The 25,305-nt window shown below is 60.0% G+C and carries 21 protein-coding genes and 1 tRNA gene; 8 read left to right on the plus strand and 14 right to left on the minus strand.

Features of this window, described 5'->3' with window-relative positions:
- On the minus strand, window positions 1-1,284 hold the full coding sequence (gene yfmF, locus WKS99_RS09345) for an EF-P 5-aminopentanol modification-associated protein YfmF (RefSeq protein WP_340405796.1): 1,284 nt from the start codon (window positions 1,282-1,284) through the stop codon (window positions 1-3).
- Window positions 1,285-1,471: 187 nt separating this feature from the next.
- Entirely contained in the window at window positions 1,472-8,644 is a 7,173-nt protein-coding gene (locus WKS99_RS09350; RefSeq protein ID WP_340405797.1) for a GH36-type glycosyl hydrolase domain-containing protein, read from the minus strand.
- Between the two features lie 225 nt (window positions 8,645-8,869).
- Here WKS99_RS09350 and ylxM point away from each other — a divergent pair, with 225 nt between their 5' ends.
- The 6 genes from ylxM to WKS99_RS09380 all read left to right on the plus strand — a co-directional run bounded on the left by ylxM (window position 8,870) and on the right by WKS99_RS09380 (window position 12,997).
- Window positions 8,870-9,235 (plus strand): YlxM family DNA-binding protein, encoded by a 366-nt coding sequence (gene ylxM / locus WKS99_RS09355; protein WP_147571996.1) that lies wholly within the window; start codon window positions 8,870-8,872, stop codon window positions 9,233-9,235.
- 3 nt (window positions 9,236-9,238) lie between these two features.
- Window positions 9,239-10,612: a signal recognition particle protein gene (gene ffh, locus WKS99_RS09360; protein WP_340405798.1), complete on the plus strand. Its 1,374-nt coding sequence runs from the start codon at window positions 9,239-9,241 to the stop codon at window positions 10,610-10,612.
- A gap of 147 nt (window positions 10,613-10,759) precedes the next feature.
- On the plus strand, window positions 10,760-10,999 hold the full coding sequence (gene rpsP, locus WKS99_RS09365; protein WP_147571998.1) for a 30S ribosomal protein S16: 240 nt from the start codon (window positions 10,760-10,762) through the stop codon (window positions 10,997-10,999).
- 20 nt (window positions 11,000-11,019) lie between these two features.
- Window positions 11,020-11,250, plus strand: coding sequence for a KH domain-containing protein (locus WKS99_RS09370; RefSeq protein WP_186853238.1), 231 nt, complete (start codon window positions 11,020-11,022; stop codon window positions 11,248-11,250).
- A gap of 101 nt (window positions 11,251-11,351) precedes the next feature.
- Entirely contained in the window at window positions 11,352-11,849 is a 498-nt protein-coding gene (rimM, locus tag WKS99_RS09375; protein WP_186853237.1) for a ribosome maturation factor RimM, read from the plus strand.
- Complete coding sequence (locus WKS99_RS09380; protein WP_340405799.1) at window positions 11,849-12,997, plus strand: AI-2E family transporter; 1,149 nt, start codon at window positions 11,849-11,851, stop codon at window positions 12,995-12,997. The genes rimM and WKS99_RS09380 overlap by 1 nt, the downstream gene beginning before the upstream one ends.
- 39 nt (window positions 12,998-13,036) lie before the next feature.
- Here the strand turns inward: WKS99_RS09380 and WKS99_RS09385 are convergent, their stop codons facing one another.
- Window positions 13,037-13,810 (minus strand): helix-turn-helix domain-containing protein, encoded by a 774-nt coding sequence (locus WKS99_RS09385; RefSeq protein WP_147572002.1) that lies wholly within the window; start codon window positions 13,808-13,810, stop codon window positions 13,037-13,039.
- Between the two features lie 176 nt (window positions 13,811-13,986).
- On the opposite strand from WKS99_RS09385, the gene WKS99_RS09390 reads away from it, so the two are divergent.
- Window positions 13,987-14,154 (plus strand): hypothetical protein, encoded by a 168-nt coding sequence (locus WKS99_RS09390; RefSeq protein ID WP_186853235.1) that lies wholly within the window; start codon window positions 13,987-13,989, stop codon window positions 14,152-14,154.
- A 118-nt stretch (window positions 14,155-14,272) separates the two neighbouring features.
- Here WKS99_RS09390 and WKS99_RS09395 read toward each other — a convergent pair whose 3' ends face one another.
- From WKS99_RS09395 to WKS99_RS09445, 11 genes are all read right to left on the minus strand, one after another.
- Window positions 14,273-14,641, minus strand: coding sequence for a sporulation initiation factor Spo0A C-terminal domain-containing protein (locus tag WKS99_RS09395; protein ID WP_262670419.1), 369 nt, complete (start codon window positions 14,639-14,641; stop codon window positions 14,273-14,275).
- Between the two features lies 1 nt (window position 14,642).
- Window positions 14,643-14,972 carry a helix-turn-helix domain-containing protein gene (locus tag WKS99_RS09400; protein WP_147572003.1) on the minus strand — a complete coding sequence of 110 codons (330 nt, stop codon included), beginning with the start codon at window positions 14,970-14,972 and terminating at the stop codon, window positions 14,643-14,645.
- A 93-nt stretch (window positions 14,973-15,065) separates the two neighbouring features.
- Window positions 15,066-15,470, minus strand: a complete 405-nt coding sequence (locus WKS99_RS09405; protein ID WP_340405800.1) for a hypothetical protein — start codon at window positions 15,468-15,470, stop codon at window positions 15,066-15,068.
- A 14-nt stretch (window positions 15,471-15,484) separates the two neighbouring features.
- Window positions 15,485-15,571, minus strand: a tRNA-Leu gene (locus WKS99_RS09410).
- Between the two features lie 138 nt (window positions 15,572-15,709).
- Complete coding sequence (locus tag WKS99_RS09415; RefSeq protein ID WP_262670420.1) at window positions 15,710-16,327, minus strand: NUDIX hydrolase; 618 nt, start codon at window positions 16,325-16,327, stop codon at window positions 15,710-15,712.
- An 18-nt stretch (window positions 16,328-16,345) separates the two neighbouring features.
- Entirely contained in the window at window positions 16,346-16,795 is a 450-nt protein-coding gene (locus WKS99_RS09420; protein WP_262670421.1) for a GNAT family N-acetyltransferase, read from the minus strand.
- Complete coding sequence (gene uvrC, locus WKS99_RS09425) at window positions 16,776-18,620, minus strand: excinuclease ABC subunit UvrC (protein ID WP_340405801.1); 1,845 nt, start codon at window positions 18,618-18,620, stop codon at window positions 16,776-16,778. Before uvrC ends, WKS99_RS09420 begins: the two co-directional genes overlap by 20 nt.
- 71 nt (window positions 18,621-18,691) lie before the next feature.
- Window positions 18,692-18,955, minus strand: coding sequence for an HPr family phosphocarrier protein (locus WKS99_RS09430; protein ID WP_023347782.1), 264 nt, complete (start codon window positions 18,953-18,955; stop codon window positions 18,692-18,694).
- A gap of 276 nt (window positions 18,956-19,231) precedes the next feature.
- Complete coding sequence (locus tag WKS99_RS09435; RefSeq protein WP_340405802.1) at window positions 19,232-21,598, minus strand: endonuclease MutS2; 2,367 nt, start codon at window positions 21,596-21,598, stop codon at window positions 19,232-19,234.
- 381 nt (window positions 21,599-21,979) lie between these two features.
- On the minus strand, window positions 21,980-23,359 hold the full coding sequence (locus WKS99_RS09440; protein WP_147572009.1) for an MATE family efflux transporter: 1,380 nt from the start codon (window positions 23,357-23,359) through the stop codon (window positions 21,980-21,982).
- A gap of 134 nt (window positions 23,360-23,493) precedes the next feature.
- On the minus strand, window positions 23,494-23,895 hold the full coding sequence (locus WKS99_RS09445; protein ID WP_262670424.1) for a MerR family transcriptional regulator: 402 nt from the start codon (window positions 23,893-23,895) through the stop codon (window positions 23,494-23,496).
- A 127-nt stretch (window positions 23,896-24,022) separates the two neighbouring features.
- On the opposite strand from WKS99_RS09445, the gene WKS99_RS09450 reads away from it, so the two are divergent.
- Entirely contained in the window at window positions 24,023-24,874 is an 852-nt protein-coding gene (locus tag WKS99_RS09450) for an aldo/keto reductase (RefSeq protein WP_262670423.1), read from the plus strand.
- The last annotated feature ends 431 nt before the right edge of the window (window positions 24,875-25,305 follow it).

Here is a 25,305-nt window from a genome sequence, read left to right on the forward strand (position 1 = left end):
TCAACCCTCCTTGCCCTTCAGGAAATATACAGTGTCCAGCTCCAGCTTCCGGGCCACGGCGGACACCTGCTCCCGTGTGACCTCCTCAAACTGGGCGGTCAGCTCCGGGATGGTGGTATCCAGGCCGGCGGCGGCCTGGCCCAGCCAGAACTCCTCCTGCCGGCCCTGGTCGTCCAACGTGGCCAAGTGGCCGCCGATCAGGGTGCGCCTGGCTCCCTCCAGCTCCCAGTCCTGGATCTCACCCCGGCGGATGGCCTCCAGTTGGGACAGGATCTCGTCCTTGGCCGTCTGGTATTTGTCAAACTCGATACCAGAGGATACCAGGACCAGCCCCTTCATCTTCTCCAGCATAGAGCTGGCGTAGTAGCACAGGGACAGCTTCTCCCGGACGTTCATAAAGAGCTTGGACAGAGTAGTCCCGCCAAAGACGGCATTGAACATGGTCAGGGCCGGGTAGTCCTCCTCCCAGCAGGTAACGCCTCCGGTGCGGAAGCCCAGGGCCAGCTTGCCCTGGCTCACGTCCATGGCCTCCTCCACCACCTGGGGCTGGGGTCCGGCCGTGATGCGTACCTCGCAATCCGGGTCCAGGCGCTCTCCGCTTATCGGAAGGGCAGCCAGAGCGGTACGCAGGGCCCCCTCCGCCCGCTCGGGCTGGGCGGAGCCGCAGTAGTACACCTCAATGGCCGCCCCCTTCAGCAGCTCCTGATAGCGCCGCCAAAGGGAGTCGGGGGTGACGGCCGCTACGCTCTCCTCATCCCCCAGCTTGTCCACCCCAAAGGCCTCCTCTCCGCACATAAGCTGAGTAAGGCGGTAAGTGGCATAGGCCCGCTTGTCATTGATCTGGCTCCGGATCCGGTCGGTCAGGTTGTTCTTCTCCTGGTCCGTATACTCGGAGCAGAAGCAGCCGTCCTGGGTGTAGGGAGAGAGCAGCATCTCCCCCAGAAGGGCGGCTGCAGACTCCAAAATCTTTTCTCCTTCCAGGGCGTAGGCGTCGTCCAGAAAGCTGGCCACAAAGCCCACACACTGGGTCTCTCCTTTTTTGCGGACCAGCGGCTCAATGGCGCCTCCGTACAGCTCGTCCAGAGCCGCGGACAGGGTCTCCATGTCCGGGTGGGCGGCCGTGCCACGGCGGAGGACATAGGGGATCAGGGCGTTAGCCGCCGCCGTGTCCCGGTCCAGGGGAGCCAGCAGAGTGATAGAAAGATAGGAGCTTTTGAATTTGTCGGTGTGGACCGTACGCAGCCACACACCGGGAAAGAGCTCCCGGCGAGTCGTTTCAGACATAAAACAGTTCCTTTCTCCGGATAGTAAAAAGGGACGAACCCTTTTTTCTCAGCTTGGATATCATACCACGATTTGGCAGGGAAAGTAAAGAGCTGTGAACAGGTTCGGAGCTCTCTCCATGGCTAATCGAGCCTGTTTTTCCCACGCTCCCTCCAGAGGGCCCCGCCCTGGAACCGCTGTTCCAAGCTCAGGGGATGACCACCCTCAGGTGATGCTCTCCCTCCAGTTCCTTCAGCGCCACCTCGTCCACAGGCTGTCCGTCCAGCAGGGCCGCATCAGCCTCTCCCCGCTCAACCCGGATCAGCAGCGTACCACGCTCCAGCCGCCACTCCGCCTGATAGCCCGGCCAGTCGGATGGCAGCCTGGGCTGTACCCGCAGACGTCCCTCCTTGACCTTTAGTCCAAGCAGCTCCTGGACCGCCACCTGCCAGTACCAGCCCGCCGCCCCGGTATACCAGCTCCAGCCTCCCTGTCCTTCTCGGCCGGTCGCGTAGGATACGTCGGCAGCCAAAACATAGGGCTCCGCCCGGTATCCCTCCGTCGCGTGGCAGGCAGGCAGCAGCGCCCGCAGCACCTCCCAGCCTTCCCCTGCCCTTCCCAGACGGAAGCAGGCCATGGCCAGCCAGACCGCGCCGTGGGTATACTGCCCGCCATTTTCCCGCACACCGGCCGGGTAGCCTTTGATATAGCCGGGGTCCTTTCGTCCTTTTCCGTCGAAAGGAGGATCAAAGAGACGGACCACCTGTCGCTCCCGGTCAAAGAGCCGGGTCAGCGCGGCGGACACCGCCCGGTCCGCCCTCTCCCGGTCCGCTCTCTGGGGCAGTACGGAGAAGGACTGGGCGATGGAGTCGATCTGACACTGATCGCTCTCCCGGCTGCCCAGGGGAGTCCCATCGTCATAGTAGCCCCGGCGGTACCAGTTCCCGTCCCAGGCCGCCTGGGCCGCCGCCAGGTACTTCTCTCCCTGGGCCAGCAGCTCCTGGGCCAACTCCTCCTCCCCGCTTCGCTGGCAGAGGGGGGCAAAATCCTGAAGCACCATAGTCAGGAACCAGGTAAGCCACACCGACTCACCCCTTCCGGCGGCCCCAACCCGGTTCATGCCGTCGTTCCAGTCCCCGCCGCCCATCCGTGCCAGTCCATGGGGCCCGGCTCCCCGGTCCAGGACGCACTGGATGGCGGACAGGGCGTGGCGGTAAAGGGTGTCTGTCCTGGCGCTGACCTGCGGGACCTCATACCGCTCCATCTCTTTGGGCTCCAGGGGCCTGGATGTCAGATAGGGGGCCTGCTCCTCCAGAACGTCCCAGTCCCCGGTGACAGAGCAGTAGCGGCACAGCACCCAGGGCAGCCACAGCAGGTCATCCGAGATACGGGTCCGTACACCGGCTCCCGCCGGCGGGTGCCACCAGTGCTGGACATCCCCCTCCTCAAACTGGCGGGAGGCGGCCAGCAGAAGCTGCTCTCTGGCCCGCTGGGGCCAGGTGTACAGGAGCGCGGCCACATCCTGAAGCTGGTCCCGGAAGCCGAAGGCCCCGCCGTTCTGATACTGGGAGGTCCGCGCCATCAGCCGGCAGGCGGTCACCTGGTACAGGCACCAGCCGTTGAGATAGTGGTCCAGGGCCCGGTCCGGGGTGGACAGGGTGAGGGGGGACACCCGAGCCCTCCACCAGGCCAGGGTCTCGCCCCGCAAGTCCAGATACCGCCTGGTGGAGAACCGGGACTCCAGCCCCCTGTGCCCCGGCTCCGTCACCAGCGTCAGGGGCAGCCCCTGGGCGAGGGGGTGGGCCGCGGCCTCCCCCTCCCCCAGGCGGTAGAAGAGGGCCCCGCTGGTCCCGGACAGGGTGAAGGTCAGCACCCGCCTTGTCCCGGTGAGAGGTACGAAGGCCTCTGTCACCAGCCGGCCGGGCCCAAGCTGCTTTTCCCACCGGGCAAAGCCCGGTCCGTAGGTGACGGTACAGGGGCAGCCGTCGCCGTCGGCAAAGACGGACCACTCCTCCCCCTTCAAGTTTACCATAATTTTTTCCGGTCCACCGACCGCCAGAGGGTCGTTGCTCCACAAAGTCAGCTTTCCCTCCCTGGAGTTTCCCCCTGTCCAGAGCAGTCCGTTTCCGGTCTCATCGGTGAGCCATCCAAATTCAGGGTTACATAACACCTGGCTCCAGCCCACCGGAGGGAGCCCGCTCCCCGTCTGAAGGAGAACGGTCCCCTCCTCCCCCGCCCTCCATTCCGGCGGGGCCGGAGAGATGCGGACCGGGGCGGCGGGGGAGATCCTTTCCTCCCTCTCCTCTCCCGGTCCCATGGGGAGGATCACCCTGGCCCAGGCCAGGGCGGCGGGGGCCGCCCCGCTGTCCGCCAGATGGATGCCCCCCTTCGCCCCCAGGGAGGACTCGGCCCCCAGCGCCTTCAGCTCCTCGGTGAGGGCGGTGCGGAGGGGACGGCGGTAGTCGCCCCCCTCCTCCACCAGCAGGACCAGGTCAAAGGGATATCCTGAACGGGTCAGGAGCTGGTGCCACCGGCACCAGAGGACGGCCTGCTCCCGCCCCGCCCCCTCGGTCACCGGGCCCACCGCCAGGGGCAGGTCTCCCGAGATCCCGTAGGGCCACAGGGCGCTCTTTGGCGGCCGTTCCCCCGGCTCCTCCGCCGCGGACAGCCGGGACAGCAGCCGGAAGGCCTCGATCCCCTGCCGCTCTGTCAGGGACAGCTTTCTCGCCAGCGGAGCCAGAGAGGCGGCCTCACCCGCCTGCCCTCTCAAGATGCTCCCCGCTCCCCCGGCGGCCGCCTCCGGGGTATCTCCAGCCCCCAGCGCCAGAGTGAACACCCCCCGCTCCCCCGGCTCCAGCAATACCGGGAAGCGGACCATCAGGCAGGGGTCTGTGCCCACCCCCCGCTCCAGAGGGCCGGCCCTCCGGCCGGCCAGAGCCCTAAGGCCGCCCCTTCCAAGGGCATAGGCCCGGTCCAGGCAGGCCGTGACCCCCTCCCCCGCCCAGCGGACCGCCAGGGAGAGGACCTTCTCCTCCCCTCTGGGGCGGCGCTGAAAGAGGGCGCCCTGGGCATCCAGCCGCCCCTCCAGAAACAGGCGGGAGAAGGCGGGGTGGGACTGGAAATCAGCCAGGGGACACAGCACCGGCTCCAGATAGACCAGCAGCTCGCCCTCCAGCCGCCCCTCCCCGGTCCAGGACAGCTCCACCCGGCGCGATTCCCCGTTCTCCCGCCGGGGGACAGCCAGGGTGGTCCGGGCGGACAGCCCGCCCCGGGTAAAGGTCCAGGCGGCTCCGGCGCTGTGGAACTCCCAGCCATATTCTCCCTCCTGGTACAGAGGGGCCGGGGTCAGGCCGAAGAGCCCCTCCCTCCCCTGGAAAAACAGGGATACTCCGGCCGGGGCGTAGTACTCCCCGGGCCTGGCCAGGGTGATCTGGCAGTCCCCCATGCGGGAGGCGGTGAGGCCGTTGTCACAGGCCAGGACCGACCAGCTCCCGTTGGACACCAGATGGCACTCCGGCGCCAGCCGCCCGAACCGCCGCCCGGCCCGTGCCAGTGCGGGGCCCTGGACCGGCCTGGGCTTCTCCGGGATCTCCCGCTCCGTCTGGCGCATGATGGGGGCCCCCACCGGGACCCGCTCCTGGAGCAGCTCCCGGTAGGCGGCCATGTCACAGTCCTTCATGAACCGCCGCTGCATCACATTGTCGTTGAGGGCGTTGTCGATGGCGACCAGGCTCATCCCCAGGTGGTGGGACATATAGGAGCGGACCACCTCATGGTCCTGTCCCTCCGTCATCCGGGCGGGGGTATAGTCCACCGCCTCATACAGGCCATAGGGCCCCTCCAGCCCCAGGTCCCGGAGCCGCCGCAGATTGCGCAGGGCGCTTCGGGGGGCCAGCAGGAGGGCCAGGAAGGAGGAGTAGGGGGACACCACCAGCTCGGTATCCAGCCCCCGCTTCAGCCCCAGGGCCTGGACCCCGTGGGCCTTGTACTGGTAGCTCATACCGGGATCAAAGGCGTAGAAGGCGGATTCCGAGATGCCCCAAGGCGTATGGGTCTTGCTCCCCCGCCGCTTCTGGGCGTAGACGCAGAAGGACAGGGACTCATACATAAAGGAATTGGGCTCACAGGGCAGCAGCAGGTTGGGCATGAAGTATTCAAACATGGTCCCCGTCCAGGAGGCCATACCGCTGTAATCGTTGTCCCCCAGCATCATCCTGCCCAGCCGTCTCCAGTGCCGGGGGGACACCTCCCCCCGGGCCACGGAGATGAAGCTGGTCTGGCGGGCCTCGCTGGCCATCAGGTCATACCAGCCCGGCGTCAGGCGGTCCCGCTCCACCTCGTAGCCAATGGAGAACAGCCGCCTCTCCCGGTCATAGAGGGGGGCGCAGTCCATGGCGTCGGACAGGCGCTCCGCCCGGCGGGCCAGTACGTCCTCCCCCCACTGGTACAGCCCCTCCCGCAGGGCGATGAGGCAGCCCCGGAGGTTGCCGCTGTCCACAGTGGACACATACCGGGGCTGGAGGGGCCGGAGGGAGCCGGTGTCGTACCAGTTGTACAGGTGTCCACGCCACTTCTCCAGCTCCTCCACAGTGTCCAGGACGCGGGCGATGAGGCCAATCCCCCGCTCCCGTGGGATCAGCTCCAGGTCCGCCGCCGCCATGACAGACAGCAGGGCCATCCCGATGTTGGTGGGGGAGGTCCGCCGGGCCAGCCCCTGGCTGGGCTGCTCCTGCCAGTTGTCCGGGGGGAGGAAGTGGTCCTCCTGCCGGAGAAAGGCGTCAAAATATCCCCAGATGAGGGCCCCCTGGTGGAGGAGAAAGCTCCGGTCCGAGGGGGGCAGGCCCTTGCTCTTTTTGCCGGGCCTGCTGATGGCCCAGGCCAGGGCCGGAGCCAGCAGCCATACCAGCCCCACCAGCCGCCCGATGCGCAGCCGGGCCAGGAGGAGCACGACAGCCCCTATGGCCAGGGAAAACCAGCATTTTTTCCCATAGAACCACAGGCCGTCCCGCCCCTTCTCCGCCTGGGCGGCGGTGACCCAGGCCAACAGGCCCCGCCCGGTGACCTTCATACGCCACAGGGCCGTTGCGGCGGCGGTGGCGGCGGTATAGGCCTGATAAGGCAGGAGGACCAACTGGAGGGCGGTCTGCAAAATGGCCCCCGCCAGCCCGGCGATGACCGTGGAGTGGTAGCGGCGGTGCTTGCCGTTCCGCCGTCTGGCGGCCAGCTCCGCCCCGGACAGCAGCAGGTTGGAGGCGGCGGCCAGCGCCGCCACGCCCCCCGCCCAGGCGAAGGCCCGTCCTGAAAAGCAGATGCCCAGCGCCAGGGCCGCCAGGGTGCCCACTGGGGACAGGGAGCGGCGGAGGTTGTCAAAGATCTTCCACCGGGCCAGAAGGGACAGCGGGTTGTCCTCAGTCCCCCCCTGGCCGTCAGGGACCCGGTTTTTCAGCCAGGGCAGCAGCTGCCAGTCCCCCCGGACCCACCGGTGGAGCCGGGCGAAGTAGCCGTATACCTTATAGGGGCAGCCGTCGGTCAGCTCCACCTCCCCCAGCAGCCCCGCCCGGAGGTAGCTGCCCTCCAGCAGGTCGTGGGACAGGATGGCGTTGTCCGGGAAGCGGCCGTCCAGGCAGGTGAAGAAGGCCTCCACCTGAAAGATCCCCTTTCCCGTATAGGTACCCTGGTCAAAGAGATCGTGGTACACGTCGCTGGCTGTGGAGCCGTAGGGATCCACGCCCCCCAGGCCGCCATAGACCCGGGAGAAGAAGGACCGGTTGGCCGCCTCCAGCTCCACGGCCACCCGCGGCTGGAACAGGGCGTGTCCGGAGGTGACAATCCGACGCTGTCCGTCCACCACCGGCTGATTCAGGGGGTGGGCCATGGCCCCCACCATCTCCCGGGCGGTGCCTACGTTCAGGCTGGTGTCGCCGTCCAGGGTGATGACATATGCCACCTCACGCAGCCAGTCCTCCTCCCCCGCCTCTGTCCGCAGGCCAGTCGGCTTCCCTTTCAGCAGGCGGACCAGCTCGGTGAGGGCCCCCCGTTTTCTCTCCCAGCCCATATACTTCTCGTCCCGGGCGCTGAAGACCGGACGGCGGAAGAAGAGATAGAAGCCCCCGCCGTATTTTTCGTTGAGCGCCTGAATGGCTCTGTGCGCGCTGGACACCCAGGCCGCCCCCTCCTTTCCCATGGGGGCGGCACCGTCCGGCAGATCGGCCAGGATACCGAAGCGCAGCTCCGGGCCGCTGTCCCGGTTGGCCAGCCGATACCGCTCCAGCAGGGCGGCCAGCTTGGGGCCGCTGTCCTCCCCGGTGAGCAGGGAGACGACCACGCAAAGGGCGCGGTCCTCCCTTGGGATGCCCCCCTCCAGCTCCATCCGGGGGACAGGCCGGGGTGGCACCAGCCGGACCAGCCCAAAGTCCAGGACGTTTTTCACGATATCGGACACGGGGAGCAGCAGGAGCAGGGAGAGCCACAGGCTCCCGGCGGCCGCCCACAGGCCCGCCGCCAGGGCCAGGGACAGCCCAATCACCGCCCCCCCATAGCCCAGCCCGGAGGGAAGGCGTTTCTCCCGCCCCAGAGGCTGCCGGTACAGGTACCAGCCGATATGCCTCCCGGCCCCAGTCCCCCGCTGGGCCAGCTCCAGGGCCTTACGGGCGGTCTGGCTCTCCTCCAGGCGGAATTTTTTAGCCAGGCGGCACACCTGCTGGCGGTAACGCCGCCTGGTGTCGTCATCCATGTGGGGATAGTGGCCCGAGGGGTCCTGGGTCAAGATCTCCTCCACCCGGCTGATCTCCTCCAGCAGAGGGCCCCAATTCTCCCCCTCCAGGGCGCGCAGGGCGGAAAAGAGATGCTCCAGCCTGCCGGGGTCAGTCCGCCCCTGCCGCAGGTCCTCCAGTTTCCCGGCCTCCTGGGCCAGCTCCTGGAGCAGTTCCGCCGCCAGCACCGGGACCAGCAGGGACAGCTCCCGCTCCGTCAGCGGCTGAACGGTCTGAAAGGCTTTCAAATACCGGGTCAGCCGCTCCCGCTCCAGGTGGGGGACCGCCCACGCGCCCCCCCTGACACAGTGCTGGAGCAGGGTCCCTCCCTGCCCGTCCCCCCGGAGCGGACCGGCCTTTTTCAGCGCCCGAAGGGCCTCCTCCCCCTCCCGCGCCGCCAGGTAGTGGTTGTCCAGCAGCCACTCCACACTGGGGGGCAGGACCGCCTTCCCCTGGCTCCACTCCCCCAGCTTCTCCTGGGCCCGGTTCAGGGCGGCCAGGTCCCTTTTCAGCCTTCGGGCTAGACGCCGGACCGGCACCTTCCCCCGTGGCTTCCGCTCCCGGGCGGCATTGACGGCGTATTTGGTCAGATGGGCGTCGTCCATGGGGACATTGGGGGTGTGGGACATGGCGATGTACCTCCTGGCAGTGTAAGTCGGTGGGGCGCGCGGCCGGACCAGTTCCGGGCCTTCCCTCCGTTATTTCTCCAGTTTCCCCCTCCTTCTGGGTGAATATACCAAAGCAGGGCCCTCTGCCCGCAAGGAATTTGACTTGACAACAGGAGAAAAATATGGTATGATTCCGTTTGTAAAGTTAATTTCCTTTACATTTTTTGTTTGAGGAGGTCAGTACCTATGAAAAGTCAGGCTTATCGCATGGCCATGCTCTATGATTTTTATGGCGATGTGCTCACTGACCGCCAGAAGGAATTTTATGACCTCTATTACAACGAGGACCTGTCCCTGGGCGAGATCGCTGAGAACTATGGCATCACCCGCCAGGGAGTCCGGGATGTTATCGTCCGGGCCGAGGCCATCCTCACCGAGTTGGAGGACAAGACCGGCCTGATCAAGCGGTTCCACACCATGCACAGCCAGTTGGAGCAGCTCCGCCAGGACGCCCAGCAGTTGGTGGAATTGGCCGCACAGCGGGACCAGGCCGACATGGAGCTGCTGGCCCTCCGGGTGCGGGATACCGCTGACCAGCTGTTAAAGGAGTAATCCATGGCATTTGAAGGACTTTCTGAAAAGCTGTCCGCCGCCTTTAAAAAGCTGAGGGGCAAGGGCCGCCTGTCCGAAGCCGATGTGAAGGAGGCCATGCGTGAGATCCGCCTGGCCCTTCTGGAGGCCGATGTCAGCTATAAGGTGGTCAAGCAGTTCGTGGCCCAGGTCACGGAGAAGGCTGTTGGGGCCGACGTGCTGGAGGCCCTGTCCCCGGCCCAGCAGATCATTAAGATCGTCAACCAGGAGCTTACCGAGCTGATGGGCGGGGCCAGCGCCAAGCTGACCATCGCCTCCAAGCCCCCTACGGTGGTCATGATGGTTGGCCTTCAGGGCGCCGGTAAGACTACCAACGGCGCCAAGCTGGCCGGTTTGATGAAGAGGCAGAACGGCAAGCGGCCCCTGCTGGCCGCCTGTGATATCTACCGCCCCGCCGCCATCAAGCAGCTGGAGGTAGTGGGCGAGCAGTTGGGCATCCCCGTCTTTCAGATGGGGCAGACAGATCCAGTGCATATCGCCAAGGCCGCGGTGGAGCACGCAATCAAACATGGCAATGACATGGTGTTCCTGGACACTGCCGGACGGCTCCATGTGGATGAAGCACTGATGGATGAACTGTGCAAGATCAAGGCCGCTGTTTCTCCCACTGAGATCCTGTTGGTAGTGGACGCCATGATCGGCCAGGACGCGGTCAACGCCGCCAAAGCCTTTGATGACGCCTTGGATATCGACGGTGTAGTGCTCACCAAGCTGGACGGCGACGCCCGGGGCGGTGCTGCCCTCTCCATCCGGGCAGTGACTGGAAAACCCATCAAGTTTGTGGGCATGGGGGAAAAGCTGGACCAAATCGAGGTCTTTCACCCCGACCGGATGGCCAGCCGCATCCTCGGCATGGGCGACGTTCTCTCCCTTATTGAGAAGGCGGAGCAAAACTTCGATCAGAAGAAGGCTCTAGAGCTTCAGGAGAAGTTACGGAAAAACAAGTTTACCCTGTCCGACTTCTATGATCAGATGGTCCAGCTAAAGGGCATGGGCTCCCTGTCTGATATCGCCGGTATGCTTCCCGGCGTCAAGGCCTCTGATTTGGAAGGGGCCGCGCTGGATGGGAAGGCTCTCCAGCGAATGGAGGCCATCATCACTTCCATGACCCCCTATGAGCGGGAAAATCCCAGTATTCTCAATTCCAGTCGAAAAAAACGCATCGCCGCCGGATCTGGCACTCAGGTGGTGGATATAAATCGACTACTCAAGCAGTTTGAGATGCTTCAGGCCATGACAAAGCAGTTTTCCGGCGGCAAGATGCCCAGAAGCCTGCGTAAGATGATGGGAAAAAAGGGCGGGATGATGCCTGGAATGGGACGGGGATTCCCTTTCTGAGACAGCCGCCAGTATAGGCCCCAGGGAGCGGAGCGCCAGATGCCCAAAGTGTATCTGAAGCAGAGCGGACTCCGCGCTGATGAGGTTGGTAAAGCGCCGCGCGCGCTTTCCATATAAATCTATCAATTCATTTGGAGGTGAATATAAATGGTTAAGATCAGACTGCGCCGCATGGGCGCCAAGAAGGCTCCCTTCTATCGTATCGTGGTGGCTGACTCCCGCTATCCTCGGGACGGCCGTTTCATCGAGGAGATCGGCATTTACAACCCTGTCGCCAACCCCGCCGAGCTGAATGTGGATGTGGAGCGCGCTCAGGCCTGGATCAAGACCGGCGCTCAACCCACTGAGACCGTCCGTGATCTGCTGAAAAAAGCCGGTGCTCTGTAAGGCTGGAGGTTTTGCACACAATGAAAGAGCTTCTGACCTATGTCGCCCAAAACCTGGTGGAGCACCCGGAGCAGGTGTCCGTCACCGAGGCCGAGGGCGACGGCGAAACCGTCCTGGAGCTGCGGGTGGCTCCCGAGGATATGGGTAAGGTGATTGGCCGCCAGGGCCGCATCGCCAAGGAGATCCGTGTCCTGGTCCGCTCGCTGGCTCAACGGTCTGGAAAACGTGTTTCCGTAGAGATCGTCGACTAAAACAAAGGCGCAGGCTTTTCCTGCGCTTTTGTTTTCTTTCCATTTTCCTGGCGGCTTTCCGCCGCCTGTGATATAAAATTTTCTGCAACGGAGGCTATGCCATGCCGGCACAATATTTGGAAGTGGGCAAGATCACCAACGTCCACGGCGTCATGGGAGAGGTGCGGGTCCAGCCCTGGGCTGACTCTCCGGAATTTTTGTGCAAGTTCAAAACCCTCTATGTAGATCAGTCCCATTGGCCTATCCAGGTGGAGCGGGCCCGCGTCCATAAAAGCATGGTTATCATCAAGTTTCAGGGGATCTGTGACGTTCCTTCTGCCTTGGCCATGCGCAACGCCATCTTGTATATTGACCGTAAGGATGCCCATCTCCCTCAGGGAGCCTTTTTCCTGGCCGATATCTATGGGCTAGAGGCCCGTGACGCCCAGTCTGGACAAGTCCTAGGCAAGGTAGAGGACATTCTTACTTTGCCCGCCAACAATGTCTATGTCATCCGGGGCGGGGAGCGGGAGCTGATGATCCCCGCCGTCCCCCAGTTCATCGAGGAGACCAATGTGGAGGGCGGCTACCTGAAGATCCATATGATGGAGGGTCTGTAATGAAACGGGAATGGATGGGGGCTGCCCGGCTGGGTGTGGTCCTGTTTCTCCTTTATCTGGCTATCCACTACTGGGGAACCCTGTCCTCCCTGCTCCTCTTGGGGCTGGGGGCCGCCTTCCCCCTGGTTCTGGGCGCCGTTATCGCTTACGCGGTCAATATCCTCATGAGCCTATATGAGGGCTGGTACTTCCCCGATACCAAAAGTCCCTTTGTCATCAAAAGCCGCCGGCCGGTCTGCCTGCTTTTGGCTTTTGCCAGTCTGATCGCCATCGTTTTCCTCCTCATCCGCATGATTCTTCCTGAGCTGTTAGAGTGTACCCTGGTTCTCATCCAGGAGGTAGTCCCTATGCTGGAGAAGCTGAGTGAAAATCTGGACCTGTCCCAGTTCTTCTCCATCTCCAGCACCGCGCTGGCCGATGGCTCCATTAACTGGAAGGAGGTCATCGCCTCCATTACTCAGTGGCTGGTCAAGGGCGTAGGTGGTGTCATGGGCTCGGTACTGTCCCTGGTTTCCGCCACGGTTTCCACCGCCTTTACCGCCGTCGTGAGCATCATTTTCTCCATCTATCTACTCTTGGGCAAGGAGAAGCTGGGCCGCCAGATCTCCCTAGTTATGAAGACCTATCTGAAGCCGGCCTGGTACAGCCATCTGGTTTACTTTCTTGAAACTCTCCACTCCTGTTTCCGCCGCTTCGTGGTGGGCCAGTGTACAGAAGCCGTCATCCTGGGCCTGCTGTGTATGGGCGGCATGATGCTGTTGCGGTTCCCTTACGCCTCCATGGTGGGAGCTCTCATTGGCTTTACTGCCCTGATCCCTGTGGCCGGCGCTTACATCGGCGCCGGTGTGGGAGCCTTTATGATCTTTACTGTATCACCCTTCCAATCGCTGTTCTTCCTGATTTTTATCGCGATCCTGCAGCAGCTTGAGGGCAATTTAATCTACCCTAAGGTAGTGGGCTCCTCCATCGGCCTGCCCGGTATCTGGGTGCTGGCTGCTGTCACCATTGGCGGCGGCGTCCTCGGCATTGGCGGGATGCTGCTGGCTGTCCCCTTGGCCGCTGCCCTCTACCAGATGCTGCGGGTAGATGTGGCCCGGCGCAACGCCCCCCCCTCCCCACCCTCAGCGCAGGAATCAACAGAGGAATGACAAAACGCGGAGGACGTTATGCGTCCTCCGCGTTTTCTGTTACCGGCCAATACAAAACATCAGAACGCTCCTGATCCAGTCGGGCGCTCCGGTCTGCCCAATGGCCTGGAAAATGGCTTCCCGTGTGTCAGACAGCCCCATCGTCATCGCCGCACGGGCATCCTGTCCTATGGCCAGAAGGTCCGCGGTAGCCGCACTGCCTACCGCCACATCCCGGGCCATCGCCGCGCCACCGGCGGCGTATATCCCGACAGAGCTTCCTCCAATGGCCAGATAGCCGAAGGCACAGCCTCCTACCGCCACATACCCCAGAGCGATCCCGCCCATCGCGAGCAGGCCGAGGGCCATTCCGGCCAGGGCCAACAGCCCCATTCCAAAGGCCCCTACTGTGATTCCCCCCAGCGCAAAGACCCCGATGGATAGCGCACCCACCGAAACATTGCCGATGGCAACAACACCTCTGGCGACACAGAAGCCCCGCTGTGCCAGGTTAATATGGACCAGCGGCAGCCCAAAGACGGTACACTTGCTTTTATACTCATAGTGCCAGCTGTTATAATGGTAGTGGTTCTCCACCACCACTGGGCCGTTCTGGGCGGCGGCACATGATTCCATCTCATGACCAGTGATGAGCCAGTCCAGCGTCACGTTAAAATACCGGGCCAGGGCGGTCAGGTTATCCATATCAGGCCGGCTTGTGCCTGCCTCCCACTTCTGCACCGCCTGGCGGGTCACCCCCACCAGATTGGCTAGTTCCTCCTGAGAAAGCCCAGACCGCTTGCGCAGGTCATAAAGCCGATTTTGAAATTCCATACTGTCCCCCTCTTTTGTTTTGTTCCTGAGTCGGTGTTCAGCATAGCAAATTTCAGTGAACAGCGCAACCAAAAGCTGTATTCAATTTGACAACCGCCGGTTGCGGAAGCTATTTTGCGCTCATCTGCTCATAGCGGCGGCTGGGATTGGAAATACTGTTTCCGGGGGTGATCTCTGTGAAAAAGCAGGAATTTAGAAATTCTGTGGAGGACCTGCGTCTGAGTCCGGAGCTTCGTCTGTGTCCCAAGTTCGACCCGACCAGCATCGCCCACTTCCATGTGGCCACTCGAGAGGATATGGGTTTCCGCGTCCTGGACAACTGCGCCGAGGAGCACATCATGTAAACCCCTGCCGCCCGTGGGCAGCTGCTTCGCAGCCCTTCATAGGGCAGACGACAAACCCGCCAAAAAAGGAGGGGGAGGCATCCGCTAAAACGGATGCCTCCCCCTCCTTTTCCCAATTTCATGTATCACCATACTGGCGGGGCAAAAGATAGGCAGCCAAAATCGCCAAAAATTCAGAGGCTTTTGGTCTGTTCATCAGTGGATGGCGGGCCAGCTCTTCTAGGAATGGACGGCCGCGGTTCCACGCAATTTCTGCTATCATCCGGATGTTGCGCTCAACGCAGCTCCAGTTGGTCTGGTATTGCCCCGCCACCTCAGGGTATAGGCATTTGGTTACCAGCAGAAGCCGCTCCGGCTCCTGGATCGCGAGATGCACCGCGAAGGCTGTATGGAAAAAGCCTATGTAGTTCGCGGTAACTCCCAAGCGGAGCAACAGGTCATAAATATCAGTCATCTCCGCGGATGTGTCAAAAGTCATGTTTTTCATATTACAACAGCTTTAGTATCTCCCCAAAATGATATTGAAAAGCCTCTTGCTTGTCCGCTGGCAAAAAATGATACCACTCGACCTGGCGCAGAAGGCATCTCGCTTTTCCTGCCGCCTCTATAGACACCGTTCCGAATACCAGTTCATCCAGCGAAACTCCTAGTGCATTGGCGATGCGGATCAGGGTATCCAATGTCGTATTTCCGTCGGCCATCGCCGCCTGAATTGTCGACTTTGGAATGCTGAGTTCCCTGGCAAAATCTGAAAGACTTTTTCCCATTCCCTCCTTGTATGCTTTTAAGTTGTCTGATAGGTGATTGGTTCGTTCCACACAATTCCCCTCCTTTTTATTTCTCAATATAAGAATAAGGGAAAATATGCAGTTTGGGTGACCGGGATTTCGGTTTTTTTCGTCAATTTTCGGTCAGAGTGATCTACCGCCAGCGATACCTCTTTTTTTCTGTCTTATACGCCGTTTCTCCACCTTTATTCGTCTATAATCCCTTTGCCAGCTTGTCGATGTTTTGATGCAGCCGGAATAAACTCCCAATGCCGCTCCAAAAGTAGTCCTGAGATGCGGAAAAGAACTCAAAAAATTCATATCAAGAAGAAGATAAAATAACATAAAAAGCCCGCAATCCGCAAAAAGCAAAAGGATTGCGGGCAGGCAAAGAGCGACTAAAATCCATATTTTCATGCACGCAATAAAAGCGCAGCGAAGCTGCGATACCAAATCGTAATCCAGCGCAGCGGGTTCGATTTGGAAAGGAGGAGCAGCGGCGTGAGCGCGCTCTGACTTTTGCAAAAAAAGTCGGAGCAAGCGATACAAAGCTTGCTCCGACGTGGTGCCGGTGACCGGACTCGAACCGGTACGCTGTCGCCAGCGGTGGATTTTGAGTCCACTACGTCTACCAATTCCATCACACCGGCTGGTATCTGATGCAGGGAATATTATACATGAAAGTCAGAGGATTTGCAAGAGAAAATTTTGCTCCTTCCACGGCCCTGCTCTCCTCTCTTAAAAGGAAAGCGATTTATTCTACGATCAGGCTTCCAGGAAGAACCCGCTCACTCCAGAAGAGTATGCCAGTGCACCGCCGCTCTGGCCCGGAAGCATAGCTCCAACTGTTCCCGAGTCGTCTTTTCCCAGTCCAGCGGAGGCATGGAATCAAGAGGGAACCAACCGCTGGCCGTCGTCTCCAGATTCTCCTGAAATGCTCCGCCCAACAGAGTACACAGGACAAAGGCGATGGTCACCTTCCAGGGATACACCGTGGTGTGATGCCGCTCCCCATCCAGAAGGGCAATCAGCCGGTCTGCCCTCACCTCCAGTCCTGCCTCCTCCCGCACCTCTTTCACGGTATTCTCCGCTACGGAGATATCCATGTCCACCCAGCCTCCGGGCAGAGCCCACCCCTTCGGCTCCTGAACGAGGAGAATCCTCTCCCCCTGAAAAACAGCGGCCCGGGTGGCTAGCTTCGGGGTCTGATACCCAGTTTCACAACAGAACAGGTCCTTTACCTTTTCCAGCGGCATATCTCCTTGGAAGGCCAGTATCTCCGCGGCGATCTCCCGGATACGGGCATACCTCTCCCGGTCGAATTTGTCCTTGCCATAATACAACCCGGCCTGCGCCAAGCTCTGGAGCTCCACCGCCCAGTCCAGCCATAGCTTTTTTCTGTCCACGGTGCTTCTCCTCCTAAGTCATGCCCTTTTCAGTTCCATATACAGGATGGGATAAGGCCTCCCCTGATCGTCGGTGTCCGTCCGGCGGCAGACGGAAAAGCCCATGTGCTCATAAAATCCTTTGGCTCCCCTATTCTGCTCGTTGACGTTTACCTTGCTGGCACCGAAATTCTTGACGGCGTAGTCCATCATGGACCGACCCAAACCATTGCCCCGCACCGCGGGGTCCAGGAAAAGCATCTCGATCATCTCTCCCTCCACGCCCAGAAAGCCCACGGGACGGTCCTGCTCGTTAAAGGCCACCGCCAGCTTCCCAATCCCGCCAATGGCCTGGGGCACATACTCCTTGATGCGCTCCACGTCTCCGGGCATCAGGAAGTTGTGGGTAGCTCGGACAGAATCCTCCCACACTTGGGTGAGGACGCCGATCAGCTCCGGCATCCTGTTCTCAATGGTCTGGATCTTCATGGTCTTGTTCCTCCTGATGGAAATAATAATATACCGCTTGAGCGGTGTTCCTGGGCACCACCTCCCGGAGTTGCTCCAGAGAGGCTCCTCTGATCGCTTTGATGGTCTTAAAGTGTTTGAGGAGTTGGGTGCGGCGCGCCTCGCCCACACTGGGGATCTGATCCAGCACTGAGGTCTTCATGTGCCCCGACTGGAGCTGACGGTGGTATTCGATGGCGAAACGGTGGGTCTCCTCCTGGATCTGGCCGATCAGGGCGAACACCGCGGGGATAGACTGGATGCCGATTTCCCGCCCATCCGGATGGACCAGGGCACGGGTACGGTGCCGGTCGTCCTTTACCATACCGAAGGCGGGGATCTCCAGCCTCATTGACTCCAGCACCCGCTGGGCCACCTTTACATGCTCATGACCGCCGTCAATAAGCAGCAGGTCGGGACGGTCGGCAAACTTCTCATCCCCCTCTAGATAGCGGCGGAATCGCCGGGTAAGCACTTGCTCCATGGAGGCGTAGTCATCCGGCCCGGTCATGTCCTTCAGCTTGAAGCGCCTGTAATCCCGCTTGAGGGGTCTGCCGTCCGCATATACCACCATGGAGGCCACAATGTCGCTGGCTCCCTGATTGGAGATATCGTAGGACTCCATCCGCCGGGGCGGCTGTTCCAGCCCCAGCATCTTCCCCAGCGCCTCCAGCAGCTTGTTCTGCCGCTCCTCCCGTGTGGTGGCCCGTTCCACCTCCTCCTGGGCATTTTGGTTGGCCAAGCGGATCAGGTCCATCTTGGCCCCCCGCTGGGGGGTGACAAGTTCCACTTTCCGCTCCACCTGCTCGGACAGCAGGCGGGTCAATGGTACCTGGTCCACCAGTTCACAAGGGAGCAGTATCTGCCGGGGCAGACGGTTACGGCCCACATAGTATTCCCGGACCAGAGAGGATAGGACGCTCTCCTCATCCTCTTCCATCGGGGTTTCCAGCAGATCAAAGTCTTTGGCGGCCAGCTCCCCCTCCATGTAGTGGAGGACCACGAAACAGCTCTTGGCCTCCCCTCGGAAAAAACCGGCCACATCAGTATCCGCCAAGGAGCCGGCCACTACCTTCTGCCGTTTTCCAAGCAGCTCGATGGCTCTCAGTCGGTCCCGCAGCTGGGCTGCCTGTTCAAAGCGCAGTTCTTCTGCCGCCCGCTCCATCTCTGTGGCCAGATCTGCCTGTACTTCCTTGAACCGCCCCTCCAGCAGGGACACGGCCTGGGACACCGCCTGGTCATGCTGGGCCTTCAGCTCATCCCCCCGGCAGTAGCCGTCACACTTGCCCATATGAAAGTTGAGGCAGGGCCGCTCCTTGCCGATATCCCTGGGAAACTTCTTCCGGCAGGAGGGCAGGCGCAGGGCGGTACGCAGGGCGTCGATAATCGCTTGGGTGCTGTGGCGGCTGGCGTAGGGCCCAAAGTACCTCGCTCCATCCTCCGCCGGTCGGGCCGCCAGGGAAAAGCGGGGATACGCCTCATTAGACAGGCGGATATAGGGATAGCCTTTATCGTCCTTCAGCAGAATATTGTACCTGGGCTGGTGCCGCTTGATGAGAGAGCACTCCAGGACCAGTGCCTCAAACTCGCTGTCAGCCACAATGACGTCAAAGTGGTCGATCTGGGATACCATGGCCCTAGTCTTTTCCGTATGGGAGGCCAGATTCGCAAAGTACTGGCTCACCCGGTTTTTCAGCGCCTTCGCCTTACCTACATAGATGACAGTATTCTTTGCGTCCTGCATGATATACACGCCGGGCTTCAGCGGCAGGCTATGGGCTTTTTCTTTCAGTTCCTCAAAGGTCATGGCGCGCTCCCTCCTTTTGGGGAAATATCAAAAAAGGCACCGCCAAGCGGTGCCTTTTCATGGGAAATGCCTTACTCAGAAAAATCGGAGGAGATCATCTTGTAGAGTGCTTCGACCGCTTCCTTCTCATCGGGCCCGTCCGCGATCAGTTTAATTGGAGTACCCTTGACGATGCCCAAGGACAAAACGCCCAGCAGGCTCTTGGCATTGACCTTGCGCTCCTCCTTCTCCACCCAGATAGAGCTCTTGAACTCGTTGGCCTTCTGGATAAAGAAAGTGGCGGGTCTGGCGTGCAGACCGACCTGATTGTTCACGACTGCTTCCTGACTATACATGGCTGTACCTCCGCACTGGTCGTTTTATATGGTCTAAGCATACCAGATTTATCCCGTTCTCGTCAATGACATTTTTCACAAATCTAACTCTTTCCTTACAGGAAAAATTCCTGTAACCAACGGGATTTTCTAGAAATCTTTTCCAAGAGGGATGATCCGTCAAATTCTTGGCGGAAAATTGGCCTGTTCTTCCCCCACAAACTCAAAACGCTGTCCGTCTCACCCGTTCTTACCCCATCCCGCTGGGCGAAGAGCCTTCCTTTGAGGGGTGCCCCGCTACTTCAGCTCAACCACTGTGACGCCGTCCTCGCCCTCGCCGTAGCGGCCCGGACGGAAGGACTTAACATACCGGCTACGCCTGCAATAGGTCCGCACCGCGTTCCGCACCGCCCCTGTTCCTTTGCCATGGATAATGGTCACCGTTTCCAGCTTGCCCATCATGGCGGTGTCCAGGAATCGCTCCAGCACAGCGATGGCCTCGTCGGTCATCATACCGCGCAAATCCACCTGGGAGGGGACGGCAGCGGTACGCAGGGTATGCTCCGCCCGGGCGACAATGCGCCGGGCCTCCTTCTGGGACTGGCTCTCCCCCTCCACTACCCGGACCTCGTCCTGCTTCGCGGAGATCTTTAAAATGCCGGCCTGAAGCTGAAGGGAGCCGTCTTTATTGACCGACAGGACCGTGGCCTTAGTCCCCATGGACACCAGCTCCACAGTGTCCCCAGCCACGGCAGGACGGGTTGGCGGCGGGGTTTCCACCTCCTGGGCCGGACCGCCAATGCCCCGCTCCGCCTCGTTGAGCAGGCGGCGGGCCTCCGCCCGGCTGTCATTGACCTGCTGCCAGTCCAGGTCCCTCCGCTTCTGGAGCTCCTTCAGCTCTGATATGGCCAGGTCGCTGGCGTCCCTGGCCTCCTGAATGATGGCACGGGCCTCGGCCTGGGCCTTCTCCACCACCTTGGCCCGCTCCGCCTCCAGCTTTTCCCGGTACTCCCGGGCCTTACTGGCCGACTGCTCCATCTCCAGCTTCAGCCGGCGGGCCTCTGTCCGTTCTCTCTCCATCTCCTGGCGCTGCTGGTCCAGACGGGTGAGCACATCCTCGAAACGGACGTTTTCCGCATCCAGGCGGGCGGCTGCCTTTTCGATGATATACTCGGGCAGGCCCAGCCGGCGTGAGATGGCAAAGGCGTTGGACTTTCCGGGAATACCCAGTACCAGGCGGTAGGTGGGGGCCAAGGTCTCCACATTAAATTCGCAGGAGGCATTCTCCACCCCCGGAGTAGTCATGGCGTATACCTTCAGCTCGGCATAGTGGGTCGTGGCCGCCACCTGGGCTCCCAGTCCCCTGGCGGACTCGATGATAGCAGCGGCCAGGGCAGCTCCCTCTACCGGGTCGGTCCCCGCTCCCAGCTCGTCAAAGAGAATCAGGCTCTCGTCATCCGCCTCCTCCAAGATGCCCACGATATTCACCATGTGGGAGGAGAAGGTGGACAGAGACTGGGCGATGGACTGCTCATCCCCAATATCGGCCAGCACACGGGAGACGACCCGTACGGTAGAATCATCTTTTGCCGGGATATGGAGGCCGCACTGGGCCATCAGGGTGATCAGGCCTAGGGTCTTCAGGGTAACCGTCTTTCCTCCGGTGTTTGGGCCGGTGATAACCAGGGTATCAAATCGCTCCCCCAATTCCAGGTCGTTGGCCACCGCCTTCTTCTGGTCCAGGAGGGGGTGCCTTGCTCCCCGCAGGCGCAAATACTTGTCAGACAGCCTGGGTTCAGTACACTCCAGCTTTAGGGACAGCTTGGCCCGGGCGAAGATGGCATCCAGCCACACCAACAGCTGGTAGTCCTCTAGGATGTCTTCCTTGTGGGTGGCGCACTGGGCGGATAATTCGGCCAGGATGCGCTCGATCTCTTTTTTCTCCTTGGCCAATAACTCTCGCAGCTCATTATTGGCCTTGACAACCCCCATGGGCTCGATGAAAAAGGTAGACCCGGAGGAAGACACATCGTGGACCAGGCCTGGGATAGCGTTTTTATGCTCCGACTTCACCGGCACCACATACCGGTCTGAACGTATGGTGATGATGGCCTCCTGAAGGTACTTGGACTGGTTGGAGGAGATCAGCTTCTGCAGGATGTCCCGGACCTTGGACTCCGTGGCCCGCATATGCCGGCGGATGGAGGCCAACTCCGGACTGGCGGAGTCCGCCAGTTCATCCTCCCCTACAATGGAGTTGGTAATAGTATCCTCCAAAAAGCGGTTTGGGGTCAAGGCGTGGAACAGGTGAGAGATGGGGGACTTCTCCTCCCCAGCTCCATACTCACCGGCGGTGCGGGCGGCCCGCAGGACGGCGGCTACCTCCAACAGCTCCCGTGTATTCAGGCTGCCCCCCATATCCGCCCGCTGGAGACTGGCCGCCACCGGACGGATCCCGGCAAACCCTGGGGTGCCCCGGAGGATCAGCAGCTTCACAGCGGCAGAGGTCTCCTCCTGGGCCCGGCGCACATCCTCTATATCGGTCATAGGACGCAGGGCGAGGGCTCGCTCCCGCCCCTCGTCGGTGACGGCGCAACCGGCCAGCATTTCCAGCACCCTGGGCAGCTCTAGGGTTTGGATGGATTTTTCAAACAGTTCGTTCATATCAAAACTCCTGACAACGGATGTATCTTTTTCTTTATTTTCTCATAAAGACGGACATTTGGCAAGGGAGAGAGGATTCTCTGTGGGAAAATGCCTTCCCTTCTTCTTATATTTTACCCAGATTTGACCTGTCAGCGGTGGAACTTTACAGACCTACCGCATATGATGGTATCAGAAAGGAACCAAAAAGCTCCGGGGAGCGGGCTGTGACCGGTGCGGCATGGACCTGTCCTCCCCGTTCTCATAAGGCTGACTATGGATCTTTTCTTCTTTTCATTTCTATCCTCCAACGGGTTTGGGCGCCAGCATAAGCTGACGCCCAAATCTTTTCTTTCAGCAGCCAGGCGCTTTCTTCCATCCCAGGCGGGTACCCACCTGATCTCAGCGGCGGGCAGGCAGAGGGGTGTCGTCCTTGAGCCGCCCTAGAGGGCGGTAAACTGTGCAATACATAGTGACAAAGCAGGCCAAACCGCCAACGAGCTGGGACACCGCCTCGGCGATAAATACACCGTTTGTCCCAATCCAGATGGGCAGGATGACCGTCAGCGGGGCATTGATGATGGCCTTACGCAGCAGAGAGAAGAATACAGCCTGCTTGGAGCGGCCCAGTGCCACAAAGACGGCCTGCCCCGCAGACTGGAGGGACATGGGGATAAAGAGGGCAAAATAGATGCGGAGGGCGGGGATACCGGCCTGAATTACCTCCGGCTCATCGTTAAATATCTGGATCATCAAGCCTGGGAAGGCCATGGCCAGTGCCCAAAAGGCGGCGGCATAGGCCACAGTCAGTCCGCAGCCAAAGCGGATGGACTGGCGGACTCTGCCATACTTACCCGCCCCGTAATTGTACCCCATCACTGGCTGGGAGCCGTTGGTCAGCCCGTGGACCGGCATGAAAAAGACCTCCCGGACCGAGTTGATAATGGTCATGATGCCCACATACAGATCGCCGCCGTAGAACTGGAGGGTGGCGTTGCACACCACCTGGACCAGGCTGTTGGTCATATTCATGCAGAAGCCGGACAGCCCCAGAGCGATGATGCGCCTGACCCGCTTTCCCTGTAACGGAAGACAGCGCCGGCGCAGCTTGAGAATAGATCGGCGGCCGGTCAGAAATTGGAGCACCCATACCGCGGATACACCCTGAGCGATCACGGTGGCCAGGGCCGCTCCCTTCACCCCCATATCCATCAGGAAAATAAAGATGGGGTCTAACACGATATTGATGACCGCGCCGATGACCACGGTAAACATCCCAGTCTTTCCAAACCCCTGGGCATTGATAAAGGGATTCATTCCCAGACCGATCATAACAAACAGGGTGCCGCAAAGGTAGATGGTCATATAGTCGTCAGCGTAGGGAAATGTATCGTCGCTGGCACCAAATAGATAGAGGATGGGCCGCTTCAGCACCAGGAAAAATGCCGTAGCTGCCGCACCAAGAAGCAGAAGAAGCGTAAAGGAATTTCCCATCACATTCTCCGCTTCTTCCTCATCTCCTTTTCCCCGATAGATGGAACACAGCGGACCGCCTCCGGTACCGCAGAGATTGGCCAGCCCCATGATGATAGACACGATGGGGATAGTAACTCCCAGCCCGGTGAGCGCCAGGTGGCTGCTGCCGGGCAGGCGGCCTAGATAGATGCGGTCTACTACGCTGTACAGTACATTCACCAGTTGAGCCGCCGTCATAGGCAGTGCCAGGGACAGGATATTGCGGGGGATGCTCCCCTGAGAAAAGTCGTTTTTTACCTGGGCCAAGTTTGCTTCCTCCTCTCTCTGCCCATGGTCTCTGAAACAAAATCCGCCGACAACGGCGCTGTCGGCGGTTCGGGACAGGTCTGATATCAGTGTCGAGTTTAACACAAGTTTCTTAAAAATGGAAGATGGATCCCTTACCCCACAGAACGTGCAGGCCATTTTCCCGGATTCATAGTGTCGGGAGTCCCCTTCTCCATAATTGTTTGGTACAACTCTATTTTGTGATCCATATACTGCAACCGCCTCTTGGCCTCCTCCAACTGGGCACGCACTTTTTCCCGCTGGGTCCTGATAATATCACAGCGCTTCGGAATGGTGGAGTCTCCCTCCAGGCATAGTTCCACATATTCTTTGATCGAATCTAGTGACATCCCGCTGTCCCTGAGATATTTTACTCCTGTCAGCCAATTCAAAGCCTCTCCGTCAAACAGCCGATTGTTGTTTTTATCCCGAAACACATGAGGAATCAGCCCCCTGTCTGTATAAAAACGGATCGTATGTTCAGAGAGATGTAACTGTTTGGCTGCCTCTTTCACCGTAAACAAAATTTCCCTCCTCCTTTTAAAAAGGCACTTGACTTCGAGTAACTCGAAGGCAGTAGTCTTAGTATAGCACAAAAATTCTCCGGTGAAAAGCGCTTCTATTCAAAAGGAGGACTCTCTTATGAATCATATTACTCTAAATAACGGATCGACCATGCCCTTGGAGGGCTTTGGCGTATTTCAGATTCCTGACCTTGCTCAATGTGAGCAGGCCGTATCCCAGGCTCTGGCCTGCGGATACCGGCTCATCGACACTGCCGCCGCCTATTGCAACGAGGAGGCCGTGGGCGCTGCCATCCGCAAGAGCAGCATCCCCAGACAGCAACTGTTTATCACTACCAAGCTATGGGTCCAGGATGCGGGGTATGAAAAGTCCAAGCAGGCGTTCCAACTCTCTCTCGATAGACTAGGCCTAGACTATTTGGACCTTTACCTGATCCATCAGCCCTTTGGAGATTACTACGGCTCCTGGAAGGCCATGGAAGAATTGTACCGGGAGGGCAGGATCCGCGCTATCGGCGTATGCAACTTCTATCCGGACCGGCTGACCGACCTGTGCGCCAACGCCAGTGTGATCCCGTCGGTTGACCAGGTGGAACTCCATCCCTTCTTCCAGCAGGCAGGCGCCCTTCAAGCTATGCGGGAGCTAGGAGTCCAGCCCCAGGCATGGGGTCCCCTGGCTGAAGGGACCCATGGGATATTCCAAAACGAGGTATTGTCTGCCATTGGAAAAAAATACGACAAAACTGTGGCCCAAGTGGTGCTGCGCTGGAACGTACAGCGTGGTGTGTCCATTATTCCTAAATCTGTCCACCGGAACCGTATGGAGGAAAATCTGGCTATCTGGGATTTTGCTCTTGGTGATGAGGACATGGCCGCTATTACTCAGATGGATCTGGGGCACAGCGAGATCATAGATCACTCTTCTCCAGAAACAGCGAAATGGCTCAACAGCTGGAAGATCCATGACTAATCTTTCTAAGCGCAGAAGGATCCCAGACATAAGGACACCTCATACAGAAACAACCATTTGGAATGCATTGAAAGGAGTCGTCTATTCTGATATCAGGACAGACGACTCCTTTTGAGCAAAAAATATCAATCATCCAGGCCGGGCAGACAGGTGATATAGACAGGTTTGTAGGGAATCGATGAACGGGAGCACTGTGGAGGGCAGATCACCTTCTCCGCGGTTTTGCTACAATAGGCTACGGCTGATCTGCCGGTCCAACACCGCCTGCCCCTCGTCGGCGCGCTGGGAACGGTCTACCGTCATATGACCCCAGCCGGACCGTTTCAAATAGTTTGTAATTCACAGGAGCCCCTTTTGCCTCAGTAGAAGTTTTCCTGAGCATACTTATATAGTTCCTCCCGGAAGTCAGGGTGAGCAATAGCGGCCATGGT

This window comes from Flintibacter sp. HCN-6482 (assembly GCF_037892565.1).
GTDB lineage: Bacteria > Bacillota > Clostridia > Oscillospirales > Oscillospiraceae > Lawsonibacter > Lawsonibacter aceti.

Excerpts from the sequence above, each read along its gene's own strand:
- yfmF (WP_340405796.1), bottom strand. The coding sequence starts at position 1,284 with ATGTCTGAAACGACTCGCCGGGAGCTCTTTCCCGGTGTGTGGCTGCGT.
- WKS99_RS09350 (WP_340405797.1), bottom strand. The coding sequence starts at position 8,644 with ATGTCCCACACCCCCAATGTCCCCATGGACGACGCCCATCTGACCAAA.
- ylxM (WP_147571996.1), top strand. The coding sequence starts at position 8,870 with ATGAAAAGTCAGGCTTATCGCATGGCCATGCTCTATGATTTTTATGGC.
- ffh (WP_340405798.1), top strand. The coding sequence starts at position 9,239 with ATGGCATTTGAAGGACTTTCTGAAAAGCTGTCCGCCGCCTTTAAAAAG.
- rpsP (WP_147571998.1), top strand. The coding sequence starts at position 10,760 with ATGGTTAAGATCAGACTGCGCCGCATGGGCGCCAAGAAGGCTCCCTTC.
- WKS99_RS09370 (WP_186853238.1), top strand. The coding sequence starts at position 11,020 with ATGAAAGAGCTTCTGACCTATGTCGCCCAAAACCTGGTGGAGCACCCG.
- rimM (WP_186853237.1), top strand. The coding sequence starts at position 11,352 with ATGCCGGCACAATATTTGGAAGTGGGCAAGATCACCAACGTCCACGGC.
- WKS99_RS09380 (WP_340405799.1), top strand. The coding sequence starts at position 11,849 with ATGAAACGGGAATGGATGGGGGCTGCCCGGCTGGGTGTGGTCCTGTTT.
- WKS99_RS09385 (WP_147572002.1), bottom strand. The coding sequence starts at position 13,810 with ATGGAATTTCAAAATCGGCTTTATGACCTGCGCAAGCGGTCTGGGCTT.
- WKS99_RS09395 (WP_262670419.1), bottom strand. The coding sequence starts at position 14,641 with ATGAAAAACATGACTTTTGACACATCCGCGGAGATGACTGATATTTAT.
- WKS99_RS09420 (WP_262670421.1), bottom strand. The coding sequence starts at position 16,795 with ATGAAGATCCAGACCATTGAGAACAGGATGCCGGAGCTGATCGGCGTC.
- uvrC (WP_340405801.1), bottom strand. The coding sequence starts at position 18,620 with ATGACCTTTGAGGAACTGAAAGAAAAAGCCCATAGCCTGCCGCTGAAG.
- WKS99_RS09430 (WP_023347782.1), bottom strand. The coding sequence starts at position 18,955 with ATGTATAGTCAGGAAGCAGTCGTGAACAATCAGGTCGGTCTGCACGCC.
- WKS99_RS09435 (WP_340405802.1), bottom strand. The coding sequence starts at position 21,598 with ATGAACGAACTGTTTGAAAAATCCATCCAAACCCTAGAGCTGCCCAGG.
- WKS99_RS09450 (WP_262670423.1), top strand. The coding sequence starts at position 24,023 with ATGAATCATATTACTCTAAATAACGGATCGACCATGCCCTTGGAGGGC.